Source organism: Paenibacillus sp. Y301, assembly GCF_059445505.1.
This window is the reverse complement of the sequence record NZ_JCAIUL010000004.1, coordinates 162,010-174,515: the sequence shown is the minus strand read 5'-3', so window position 1 is coordinate 174,515 and position 12,506 is coordinate 162,010. Positions and strand designations below refer to the sequence as shown.

Below are 12,506 nucleotides of genomic sequence, written 5' to 3'. Positions count from 1 at the left end.
TATGATGATGAATGGTACAGATTAATGCTGCCACCATTTTTTTGCTTTAGTTGTTTCGTTAGACACTTCGGAATCTTCTCTGGATCCTAAAAGTTCTGGTGTGTGAAGATTGTTACGTTCATATCCAAATTCAATTCTATGATATTCATCCAATCCTTGACCTTCATTTCTTAAATACTGAACCCGTGTTACCACATGTTGCATTTCAATAAATCCTTCATACATATCCTTCAACCTCCTGAATGGTTGCAAGCCTCGCCCTGCCGTTATGAATCCATCCTCAGTCACTGAAGGAATACAGCAAGGTCTTGCTTGCTATACAATTTTGTTTACGCTTTCATGATAACACAGATACACGCCATTGTTAACTATGTAAGCGCTTAATATGTGTCTAAAAGGTTACTCTTCTATGCTCTAAACATGGCTTGTATCTGGGCATACGCCTAGAACCTTAAGATGGGCAGATGACTATACTATTGGGAAGGAATTGATACTTATATTATTGTACGTATGTAGAGAGGATGACATGATGCAAACCAAAAATTACACACCTATGATGTGGCGCATACGCATTGGGTTTTACGTGATCAATAAGCTTGCTTGTGGAGCGATTGCCTTTCTATTATTGAATCTTATAGCGACCGTAACGGATGATTACATCACAACTCGGATCATTTCAATCTCTCTTGAACAATGGATCTATAGCATAATTATGATAGCATCCGTTACTTGGGATGCCGTATATGCTCTAATTCCTCCACTCAACAGAACGAAATCCCTTTTTTTGTTGTCTATTTGGGGATATGTTATAGGTTCCTTCTCCACCGTGTATGGAAGCGGAAGCTTATGGTTCAGTGGTGTACTAGGAATAGGAATCCTTCTCTTGTTCTACTATGGTAGAACGATATTGCGGGAGCGCTATTTCACCTCAGTCATGTTAGCGTGGCTACTCCCTATCGTATGTTTATGGCTATTTGTGTAATGAGAACCACAGATGTATTGAACCCTTAGAAAAGATATTTGAGATAATATTTGAGATGTAAACCCCTATCATAATGCTTCAATCAGATCACTTGCGATCAGAGAAGCTTGATTCCCTCGTTGACTTGATACGATCTCACCTGCAAGTCCATGCAAATATACCCCAAATGCGGCTGCCTGTGGACCATTAAATCCTTGTGCGAGTAATCCGGCTATAATACCTGTAAGTACGTCTCCAGCTCCACCTGTTGCCATACCGGCATGTCCTGTTGTATTGATGTAGGCATTGCCATCAGGTGTAGCAATGACGGTTCTCGCCCCTTTAAGGACGAGCGTAACGCCATGCAATACCGCATAGTTCACGGCAACCTCGATTCGATCATTCTGTATCTCTTTCGTAGATTTGCCCACTAAGCGGGCCATTTCTCCGGGATGAGGTGTGAGTACCGTACTCGTACTTCGAGGCTTCCAGAATGGGACATCCGTAGCTGCTGCAAGCATATTTAGTGCATCTGCGTCCACCACCATAGGACAAGTCGCCTCTTCCCATAGTGTGCGTAGCCAATTGAAGTCCCCATTGAAACGACCCAGCCCAGGACCTACAGCCAATACATCACGACTACTTGCAAGCTTCAGCACGTTTCTAGCTGATGCTTCATCCCACTCAGTTGATGCGGCTTCAGCCAGCATCACTTCTGGGGCGGCGCCCACCATATGCGGGAGCACGCTCCCGGGTAGCGCCCAAGTGACCAACGCGCCGCCAGACCGAAGGACGGCGCGAGCGGACAGCAAGCCTGCTCCGCTCATCGGCAGGCTGCCTGCGGCAAGAAGCACATGCCCAAATGTGCCCTTATGGGCATCGGGCGTGCGTCTCCGCGTGATGTCCACTTGCAGGACATCACGCAGAACTTCCTTCGTTAATAAGTAGGTAGCAATCCCTTGCTTCCTACATAAATCCGAAGGAATACCAATCGAGCGGACAGCGATGTCCCCGGCTGCCTCAGCACCGGGATACTGCACAAGTCCGCGCTTTAGAAAAGCAAGACAAACCGTTCTAACCACTCTCATACACGGATCATAGAGTTCGCCCGTATTGACGTTCAATCCACTTGGAATATCTGCCGCTACAATGTCTTTTCCACTCTGATTAGCCGCATGAATCAACTCCGCGTAATGCGCACGGGGCGCACCTTTTGAACCTGTACCTAGCAATGCATCTACGATGCCCGTGCAATCGCTGAAATCGACCTCATCTACTCCGAAGATACGGGAAGATAGCCCCATTGCAGTTGCCGCATCGCGTTGTATAGCTGCTTCTGCTTGTAACCGATCAGGATGATCTGCATAGATTAGGGTGACCTTGAATCCAGATTCATGAAGATGACGGGCCGCTACCAATCCATCACCACCGTTGTTCCCTTTGCCAATGATAATGAACCAATGCTCCCTCTTCGCATTTTCTAGATAGAGTGACTCATCAGCCGAAATCATATGATTATTGGAAGTCAGTGTAGGTGCCTGTTGATGATGCCCTTGATATCCATGATCCTGCTGATGTCGATGACGACACCAAGCGATAACTTCCTCCGCAATGGCTCTACCTGCATTCTCCATTAGCGCAACAGCAGGAATGCCAACCGAACATATCGTATCGTGATCTAGCTCTCTCATCTGTTCTGATGTGACTACATACATCAAGCATCTCTCCTTTACCTACACAAGGTATTAAAGCTAGTATGCCACCGTGAATCGAGCGCGTACGAAGTATGGATCTTCCACTTCATCAATAATCGCAGCAGCATAGTCCTCTGCTGAAATAGCACTTCTGTCACTCTCATCTAGAATAAGCTTGTCCGTTCCAATACGGAAATGACCCGAACGTCGTCCAAAAATGACTTCCGCTGGTGGACTACAATATGTCCACTCCAAGTCAGATTGACTAATGATCTCATACGCTTTGGCATGGGCTACAGCAACTGGTTTATTCTCTAGAGGATATTCATCCGTATCCATCCATAGGACTCCTGGTGCCGCTTCAAGACTTCCAGCGTCACCCACCACCATAAGACGAGATACGCCTGAACGACGCGCGCCCTCAACGAGTGAATGAGCTACAGTCAGTAATTCCTCTTCTGCTCCAAGGGATGCACCTACTGCGCTGATGATGAGTTGATGCCCTTCACAAATGGAAGCTACATCGTCTACGTTCATGACATTGGCTTCCACCACATTCAGATTCTCATATTGCTCTTGCATACGGGTCAGATCACGCACCACAGCAGTGACTTGATACCCTCGATCTAAAGCCTCTTTCATAATAAGTTGCCCTATCCTTCCATTTGCACTGAACAATACCATTTTAACATCCAACATTTCTATTCCTTCTTTCTATATATTCAGGCTTACAAGCCATAAGTTATGTTAATTCGTCCTGTTATCTTACCACCTTGAGCTCATCGTTACACCCCTAATATGCATATCTGTTCCTAAAAAGTAAAGACTGGGTTATATATATATAATTATACGTCAATCATATAATTACATTAGGGAGGTAATATCAACGGAATGATTATATAAGCTGATTAGCTTAGAATCCCCTATTCAATAAAGAATGAAACGGTTGGTTCCATTAAATGCAAACTATATCTAAGCTTTTAAAATGGATCACGTTTGCACTGAAGCCTTCTTCGCTAATCCACTTATAGTGGGACGTACATTCTCCCTCACGGCTAGTCACCGCTAGATCTTGCTCTGATCTTGCATGTCATTGCTATTGTCTTCCTCTTGAGAGATCGAGCCTCTACCGTAGGAAATGGGTTGGGAGTTGTCCCATGCCTTCATCTCCTTGATATATTAATGTCCTTGTGCAATAGTGAAAGTAGAATAATGAAGGGGGGATCAAGGTTGCTCCTTACCGTGACTGATTTCATCAACACGCTCTCTACAATAGAAAGATTTATCATGGCTGGTCTAGCGGTTGTATTGTTTATATGGATGTACATACGCACAGCTCTGCAACTCCAAAGTACCGGCAAGGAACAATTAAAACGTCTACAGCATTCTTTAAGACTATATAGTCGTGTAACGGCTCCCCTTGGTGAAATGATGGAACATGAGGGCCATAGCCCAGAGGAAGTAAGTCAACTTATTACGCTTCTGGAGGAATGCAAGGCCGCACCCCTACTAACAAGAGGTCTTCATGAACAGATTGATGCTTATATAAGAGAACGAGATCAATCTCGTTTGTCGATACTCTATAAGTCTTGGGTATATGAGGTTAATCAAAGGATTGGGGAGCAAAGCACCCTTTTGCGCAAATGGGATCGCCCTAACTGGGGGGTTAGCTTCTGGGTATTATTGAAACCAGCTCTACCCTTTATGGCCGTCGTTGCAATTCTTGTATGGAGTTTACAGCTATATCAGACTCTTATAGAACTACCAAGCTTCGCTTCTTCTCCGTGGGGGATTGTGAATGCATGGGCTCGCTTTATCTCTTGTATGTTCGCAACGGGTTCACTTTACCTCGTCTTTATGTACACTCACCGATTTCTACATCATCTTATTCATACAACTCTGTATGTATTGATCTCGGCTGTCGCCGTATTCCATGGGTTAGGATTAAATGTGGCACTTTATATTATCGGTGTTCAGGTACTTCTTTATATAGCGGGATTCAGCCTCACTACAAAACGCACACGTCGTGAACGCCCTTATGCAGGTCGTGATCTTATGCCCGATAAATCCTCGTTGATAGAAGAAGAGACGTTATTCTATCCTTCGTCCACTCAGGAACCAGAATTATCAAAATTACCAACACGTTCCAGACGAAAGCACAATAAATAATGATGTCTAGAAGACACATTGATTCTCTAATCGAAATAGCCCCGCTGCCGTACGAACGCTTCTATCATGAAGGAAACGTTCGTTCTAAACAGCGGGGCTATTCTTTTTAACTCATCGTCTAATGAGAACTTGATTCTCTAAAATGTCGTGTGCCTGAGCGAGGAGCAGAACTGGCCTTGGCGACTCCTGAGGGCTTATTCTCAAATCGCTTCCGCTCTGTTCGTTCCATCTGAACGATCTGTCCTTCGTGTACCACGATTTGAAGTGAGCCAAATTCCATATTATTCAAGAGCTCTGCAATTCGCCCCAACCATACTTCATCCACTTGAAGTGGTTTTGCCACAGTATCGCCTCCTTCGCCAGGATAATGATTATGTCTCAAGACTGGACTTATATTAAGTTTCATTTTAAAGCAACCTTATCCAACCTGATTAGTATGAATTAACCTTAGCACGAACTGGAAAGAGATGTCAATGGGCATTTTTCCTTGTGAACCAGCTCTTTAAAAGCAACGTTACCATCGCTAATAGAAGCAATAGAGAGGCGACTGCAAAGGAGGCTGAAAACTGATATTCGTTATATAGAATCTCGACATGAAGTGGCAACGTATTTGTCTCTCCTCGAATATGACCCGATACAACAGATACCGCTCCGAACTCCCCCATCGCTCTAGCGTTACATAGAATAATCCCGTAAAGTAAGCCCCATTTAATATTAGGCAATGTCACTTTGAAAAAGATGGTCCAACCCCGAGCACCTAAAGTTACCGCAGCCTCCTCCTCTTGTACGCCCTGATCCTCCATCAATGGAATAAGTTCTCTGGCTACGAAGGGGAACGTTATAAATAATGTAGCGATCACAATACCAGGTACGGCGAATATAATCTTGATATTATGAGCGTCGAGCCAAGGGCCGAACCAACCATGAGCTCCAAATACCAAGACATAAATCAATCCTCCAATTACGGGTGAGACTGCGAAGGGAAGATCAATTAAGGTAATTAATAATCCTTTACCACGGAATTTAAATTTCGTGACTGCCCATGCAGCGATTACACCAAACACAGTATTCAACGGAACCGTGATAAGTGCAACAAGTAACGTTAGCTTTAAGGCGGACATGGCATCCGGATCACTTAGTGCGGCGGCATACACCGACCAACCTTTTTTCAAAGCTTCTGTTAATACAATGACGAGTGGAAGTACAATCAACCACAGTAACACCACAGCCGCTGTACCGATGAGTAGCCATTTCACCCATCCCGCTTCGGTTGTTGCTGGAGAGACGACTCCTTTTCCAATTGGTGAAGCTATGATATGCTCAGTTTCCGCCATCTGTCCTTCCCCCCCTTTTACCCAAAGTGGTTGCAATGAATCCCTTGGTTAACGGGAGGTTCGGCGCACCCAGCGTTGTAGTGAATTAATCATCAGTAATAATAAGAAAGATATTAGCAATAAAAGAATAGCGACAGCTGTGGCACCTGCGTAATCGAACTGTTCGAGCTTCGACATAATCAATAGTGGGGCGATCTCGGTTCTCATTGGCATATTACCAGAGATAAATACAACAGAACCGTACTCCCCAATCCCCCTTGCAAAAGCTAGAGCAAATCCAGTTAGAAGTGGTGGCAGCATAGCAGGCAATATGATTTTGCAAAATGTACGTAAGCGTCCTGCTCCCAAAGTAGCTGCCGCTTCTTCCGCATCTCTTTCCATATCCTCTAGTACTGGTTGCACAGTTCGAACTACGAAAGGAATACCGATAAACATCAGTGCTAAAGTTATACCTAAGGGTGTAAAGGCTACTTTAATTCCAAGAGGTTCCAACAAGGAACCTATCCAACCATTTTGCGAGTACAGAGCCGTTAATGATACACCCGCAACGGCAGTAGGCAACGCAAAGGGTAGATCAATCAAAGCATCAAACAATGCTTTACCAGGAAAGTTATATCGTACTAGTACCCATGCAAGAAGGAGTCCCAACACAGTATCTAGCAATGCTGCTACTGCCGCAGTCATGAAGCTAATACGATAAGAAGCTAACACACGTGGATCTGTAGCTACTTGCCAGAACTTATCCCAAGTTAATCCTGTAGAGTTAAAGAGCAACGCAGCTAAAGGAATGAGAACAACCACACTTAGATAAAAAACACTAAACCCCATCGTAAGTCCAAACCCGGGTATGACTTTACGCTGGACCGTTCTAACTTGACTCATAGCCTTGTGTCCTTTCCTTGCCTTCGACCTCAACGAGTCGATCAGCTAATAGCGATCTATCTATTTACCAGGTACATATATTTGATCAAATATGCCGCCATCATTGAAATGCTTCGCTTGTGTATCTTTCCATGTGCCGAACACATCTTTTAAAGTAAATAATTCAATACTTGGGAAGGAATCTTTAAATTTCTCTTTCACACTGTCGAGTGTTGGACGGTAAAAGTTCTCAGCAGCAATGGTCTGGCCTTCTTCTGAGTACAAATACTTCAGATAAGCTTCGGATACTTCACGTGTTCCCCGCTTATCTACCACTTTATCCACGACAGCTACTGGAGGCTCCGCAAGAATACTTACCGATGGATACACAATATCGAACTTATCAGGACCTAATTCCTTCACGGATAGGATCGCTTCATTCTCCCAAGCGATCAGAACATCACCAATACCACGCTCTACAAAAGTCGTTGTCGCACCACGTGCACCTGTATCTAAAACAGGCACATGTGTGAATAGATTCTTAACGAACTCTTGAGCTTTTGCCTCATCATTTCCGTTCTCTTTCAAAGCATATCCCCAAGCTGCAAGGTAGTTCCAACGTGCCCCTCCCGAAGTCTTTGGATTAGGTGTGATGACTTCCACATCATCCTTGATTAGATCAGACCACTCTTTAATGTTCTTAGGATTTCCCTTCTTCACTAAGAATACGATCGTTGATGTGTAGGGCGAGCTATTAAGCTCATATTTGCTTTCCCAACCTTCGTTAATGAGGCCATCCTCTTGAAGTGCATCAATATCATATCCAAGTGCCAATGTGACTACATCTGCCTCTAATCCATCAATAACCGATCTACTCTGTTTGCCTGAACCCCCATGGGATTGCTTAATCGTAACCTTTTGTCCCTTTTCTTTCTCCCAGTAGGCAGCGAACGCTTTATTGTAATTTTCGTACAGCTCACGTGTCGGGTCATAGGATACGTTCAGAATTTCAACATCCTTCAGTTTTTCTGTCACCTTTGTATCGGTAGTAGCTGGAGCCGCATTCTCTTTCTCTGTCGTTTTATTTCCACATGCAGCTATCACCGCTGTCATTAGTAATGCACAACCTACGAGAACCCCTTGCTTCAACACCTTTTTCATAATCATTATCACTCCTAATTGTTCTACTCACCTATGACTAAAGGAACGCAAAACAGACGCAGGAAAATCACCCTATCGCTGCTGTCAAACCAGCTCTCAAAGAACTGTGTCTGCAATGCATGCGCGTGACTTCCTCCGTCTGTACGGTAAGAAATATATTTAATTATTCCTACCCGTTTAGTGAGGTATAATGATATTGTAATAAGCATGTAGGAAAGTGTCAAACCTTTTTTTTGTTAAAGCAGGATAAATATATTATATATTAGACCTACTACTTGTCGATGTCGTTGTTATCAATCCATAGATCAGTGTATAATCTTTATATATTTGTTAATCAATTATATTCTATTAGTGGAGGTTAGCGTTTCACATGGAATTAGACATATCGGAGCATTCCCTACCTGTCTATGAAGCTTTAGCAAGTCAGGTCAGATTAAATATGATTCAACTATTAGCCAAACAACATATGAACATTCGCGAATTAGCAGAAGCACTAGGACTCAGTAGTGCCATTATGACGATGCATGTCAAGAAGCTGGAAAAGGCAAAACTGATCACAACCCGTATGGTTCCTGGTAAAGGTGGCGTACAAAAAATTTGTTCCCTTGCCGCTGATAAAATAGAAATAATGATGCCCAGTGCATTAGATGAAGTTCGTGAATTTCATCAGATGGAAGTATCTGTTGGACATTACACAGACTTCAAGATTACACCTACCTGTGGTCTTGCTACAATCGATCATGTCATTGGCGAATTTGACGAACCTCGCTATTTCTTGGATTCGAAACGGGTTCAAGCCAAAATATTATGGTTCGGACAAGGCTTCATTGAATACAAAGTGCCTAATTTTCTACTCTCGAGTCAAAAGGCACAAGAACTTGAAATTTCACTAGAAATAGCATCTGAGGCCCCTTTCACGAATGATAATTGGCCTTCTGATCTTTCTTTTTATATAAATAACATCCACCTTGGAACATGGACTAGCCCAGGAGATTTCGGCGATAAGCGAGGGAAACACACGCCTGCCTGGTGGCCAAGTATTGTGAACCAATACGGTCTCTTAAAGCGCATCCGAATTACAGATGAAGGTACCTTCATGGATGGTCATCTTATTTCCAATGTGAGATTAGATCAGCTATCCATAGAAGACAAACAATGGACGTTCCGCATTGCCGTTCTGGATGACGCTCAACACATTGGTGGCCTAACCTTATTCGGCACAGGGTTCGGCAACTACAATCAGGACATTATATTCAAGCTCTTCTACACCCAAGAAACACATCACACAAAAGAGATAGAAGCGTAGTCTCTAGTAGTCTCCAGTTCTCCCCAACCTTTTCCTACAATAAAAAGGGCCTTCCCTAGTCATCTTCATGACATTTGGGACAGCCCTTTTTGTATTGTTCAAGACATAAATAGTTCATGAAATGAAATTAAGCTTTTGCTAAGCGGATCACATTCCATGAAGCTTTCGGTAAGATGGCTTCTAACGACCCATTATCGATCTTCGATTGACCATGATGATGTGGTATAACCGCTTCATGATCCGCTGTGTTCACAGCCTTAAGGTCACCATCATTCTCAAGCACAATATGTTCTACGATGACATATCCCTCGAAGCTACGTACGTCTGCACATAGAGTCAGTGATTGTTCTAAATGGCGATTGACTGCAAATACCGTCACCTGATCTTCTTCATCGTTATATACTGCTGTTGCATCTAAATAAGGGACATCTGTGTAGTCTTTACTGTCATATTTCGGAGAAGAATTAACGGTATGTAACGAGATTCCACGTCCAAATACAGATGTGTGCATATATGGATAGAAGATCGTCTGTTTCCATGAACGGCCACCATTCTCCGTCATGATCGGTGCAATAACATTCACAAGTTGTGCTAAGCACGCCATTTTGACACGATCAGCGAACTTAAGAAACGTAATTAACATACTTCCAACAAGTAACGCATCCTCGAAATTATACACATCTTCCAGCTGCGGTGGCGCCACGGTCCATGGGTCTATCTTTGAATCGGAATCGTGGGAGTGATACCATACATTCCACTCATCGAAGCTTAGATACATTGTTTTTTTACTACGTTTCTTAGCCTTAATATAATCGCATGTAGATATAATTGTCCGAATGAAATGGTCCGTCTCCATACTCTTTGCCAAAAAGTTAGCGGAATCATTCTCTGCATTCCCATGGTATTGGTGAAGAGACACAAAATCTACGGCATCATAAGTATGTGTCAACGTCGTTGCTTCCCACTCGGGGAACGTCGGCATCATCGTATTCGAACTACCACATGAAACAAGTTCTATAGAAGGGTCTACTAACCGCATAGCTTTCGCTGTCTCTACTGCTAGACGACCATATTCTTCTGCTGTCTTATGTCCAATCTGCCATGGACCATCCATTTCATTACCTAGACACCAAGTCTTAATCTTATGCGGTAGCTCATACCCATGTTTACGTCGCAAATCGCTATAATACGAACCACTTGGATGATTGCAATATTCAATTAGGTTACGTGCATCATCAATACCTCTAGTGCCCAGATTGACCGCCATCATAACGTCAGCCCCGACCGCTTTGCCCCAATCCATAAATTCGTTCGTACCCACTTGGTTATTCTCAATTGTCCGCCATGCTAGTTCAAGCCGTCTAGGACGCTCACTCTTCGGGCCCACGCCATCTTCCCAGTTGTATGCAGACACCATATTCCCACCCGGATATCGGATGATAGGTACTTGAAGTTCTTGTACTAACGCAATGACATCTTTGCGGAACCCCTGCTCATTCGCAAGTGGGTGGTCTGGTTCATATAATCCCCCATATACCGCTCGTCCTAAATGTTCAATAAAAGATCCATAGATACGTTTATCCACACGTCCAATTTGAAAATCTTTGTCGATGACCATTTTTGCCCGAAGTTGTGCGCTCATAGATTAACATCCTTTCACATGACATTCATTAATATATTTATTAATATATTTGTAATACATTTATAATTATATTATGAATATAACGACGTTATGCCTGTTTGTCAACGAGATATCGAACAACTTCTAGTCATTCTTCACGATTGATAAAATGCATAAAAAAGACCTGATGCAAACATTCTGCATCAGGTCTACTTCAACTTATTTTTACTCTTCAATAGCTGCTAGAGGTTGAATGCACATTGGTTTGGGAACCTCTAATAGAAATCCTGTTCCAGTTAGGCGACCCGTGTCAGGATCCATAAAGTAAGAAATAATATTTCCACTCTCTTGATTCGCAACAAGAAGGTATCCACTATCCAGAAGGGAGAAGTTGCGCGGACAGACCCCATAGGTCGTAATCCACTCCTCCGCGGTTAATTTACCCGTGTCCTGATCTATCGAATATAATACGATACTGTCATGCCCTCGATTGGAAGCATATAAGAACCGTCCACAAGGTGATACGTGAATATCAGCCGATGTATTCTCTTCATGATAATCATCAGGAAGTGTTGAAATACACTGTATGATCTGAAGATCAGCTGTGCGCACATCATAATTGAACACCGTGATATCATTACTTAGCTCATTTAGCCCATATGCCCATTTATTCGTTGGGTGAAAGTCAAAATGGCGTGGTCCTGATGCTGGTGGTAGATCCACTTCACGATGGGTTACTAATTCCCCCTCTTTGAGACGATAGATTACGATCTGGTCCAAACCCAGATCACACACCATGACGTAATCCCCCGATGAATCGGAGAAGACAGAATGGGGATGCGCGGCATCCTGCCTTTCTGAATGAGTACCACTGCCCTTATGGGTTACCATACTTGTCTGCTCACTTAATGTCCCATTATCGCCAATTCTGAATACATTGACATTCCCACCTGAATAATTCGATACGAATACATATTGATCATCTAAGGATAAGCTTATATAACATGGATCGGCTCCATCTGTAGGCACGCGATCCAATAAGTGCAATTCTTCAGTCTCCTTATCAATAGCATAGACAAAGACTTCGCCCTCTGACTTTTCACTAACCGCATATAATCGATCACCTACTGAGTTCACAGCTAGATATGATGAATTCTCTATACCACCGATACTACTCACAACCCGCATTGATCCGTCCAATTGGTTAAGAGAGCATCGAAAAATACCGTTTTCTGTTTCCTCTGTTTGTGTTCCTGTGTAAAAGATCGTTTCGTTTTGAGTATTCATGAAGATACTCCCTCCTTATAACTGTCTCTACATCATTACCCATTTACTAAGCTTTTACATCACAATTGCCGTAAATTCTCCTCATAACGCTACTTTAAGTTCTCCATATGTA

General features: G+C 43.2%; 12 protein-coding genes. 3 read left to right on the top strand and 9 right to left on the bottom strand.

The annotated features are described in order from the left end of the window. Positions 1-21 precede the first annotated feature (21 nt). Entirely contained in the window at positions 22-225 is a 204-nt protein-coding gene (locus AC1D69_RS09285; protein ID WP_495455862.1) for a hypothetical protein, read from the bottom strand. A gap of 328 nt (positions 226-553) precedes the next feature. Here AC1D69_RS09285 and AC1D69_RS09280 point away from each other — a divergent pair, with 328 nt between their 5' ends. After that, positions 554-982 carry a hypothetical protein gene (locus tag AC1D69_RS09280; protein ID WP_495455861.1) on the top strand — a complete coding sequence of 143 codons (429 nt, stop codon included), beginning with the start codon at positions 554-556 and terminating at the stop codon, positions 980-982. Positions 983-1,050: 68 nt separating this feature from the next. Here the strand turns inward: AC1D69_RS09280 and AC1D69_RS09275 are convergent, their stop codons facing one another. Together AC1D69_RS09275 and AC1D69_RS09270 are read right to left on the bottom strand one after the other, a co-directional pair. Then, positions 1,051-2,676, bottom strand: coding sequence for an NAD(P)H-hydrate dehydratase (locus AC1D69_RS09275; protein WP_495455860.1), 1,626 nt, complete (start codon positions 2,674-2,676; stop codon positions 1,051-1,053). 36 nt (positions 2,677-2,712) lie between these two features. Next, positions 2,713-3,354 (bottom strand): NAD(P)-dependent oxidoreductase, encoded by a 642-nt coding sequence (locus AC1D69_RS09270; protein WP_495455859.1) that lies wholly within the window; start codon positions 3,352-3,354, stop codon positions 2,713-2,715. 531 nt (positions 3,355-3,885) lie between these two features. Here AC1D69_RS09270 and AC1D69_RS09265 point away from each other — a divergent pair. After that, entirely contained in the window at positions 3,886-4,824 is a 939-nt protein-coding gene (locus AC1D69_RS09265; RefSeq protein ID WP_495455858.1) for a hypothetical protein, read from the top strand. A gap of 118 nt (positions 4,825-4,942) precedes the next feature. Here AC1D69_RS09265 and AC1D69_RS09260 read toward each other — a convergent pair whose 3' ends face one another. From AC1D69_RS09260 to AC1D69_RS09245, 4 genes are all read right to left on the bottom strand, one after another. After that, positions 4,943-5,167, bottom strand: a complete 225-nt coding sequence (locus AC1D69_RS09260) for a YezD family protein (RefSeq protein WP_495455857.1) — start codon at positions 5,165-5,167, stop codon at positions 4,943-4,945. Between the two features lie 127 nt (positions 5,168-5,294). Beyond that, complete coding sequence (gene cysW, locus AC1D69_RS09255) at positions 5,295-6,158, bottom strand: sulfate ABC transporter permease subunit CysW (protein WP_495455856.1); 864 nt, start codon at positions 6,156-6,158, stop codon at positions 5,295-5,297. Positions 6,159-6,206: 48 nt separating this feature from the next. Further along, positions 6,207-7,040 (bottom strand): sulfate ABC transporter permease subunit CysT, encoded by an 834-nt coding sequence (gene cysT, locus AC1D69_RS09250; protein WP_495455855.1) that lies wholly within the window; start codon positions 7,038-7,040, stop codon positions 6,207-6,209. 60 nt (positions 7,041-7,100) lie between these two features. Beyond that, positions 7,101-8,180, bottom strand: a complete 1,080-nt coding sequence (locus AC1D69_RS09245) for a sulfate ABC transporter substrate-binding protein (protein WP_495455854.1) — start codon at positions 8,178-8,180, stop codon at positions 7,101-7,103. A 370-nt stretch (positions 8,181-8,550) separates the two neighbouring features. On the opposite strand from AC1D69_RS09245, the gene AC1D69_RS09240 reads away from it, so the two are divergent. Beyond that, the gene (locus tag AC1D69_RS09240; RefSeq protein WP_495455853.1) at positions 8,551-9,486 is read left to right on the top strand and encodes an ArsR/SmtB family transcription factor; all 936 of its coding nucleotides are present in this window, start codon (positions 8,551-8,553) and stop codon (positions 9,484-9,486) included. A 127-nt stretch (positions 9,487-9,613) separates the two neighbouring features. Here the strand turns inward: AC1D69_RS09240 and arfA are convergent, their stop codons facing one another. Next, on the bottom strand, positions 9,614-11,128 hold the full coding sequence (gene arfA, locus AC1D69_RS09235; RefSeq protein WP_495455852.1) for an arabinosylfuranosidase ArfA: 1,515 nt from the start codon (positions 11,126-11,128) through the stop codon (positions 9,614-9,616). 204 nt (positions 11,129-11,332) lie between these two features. Then, positions 11,333-12,394: a lactonase family protein gene (locus AC1D69_RS09230; protein WP_495455851.1), complete on the bottom strand. Its 1,062-nt coding sequence runs from the start codon at positions 12,392-12,394 to the stop codon at positions 11,333-11,335. Between the last annotated feature and the right edge of the window lie 112 nt (positions 12,395-12,506).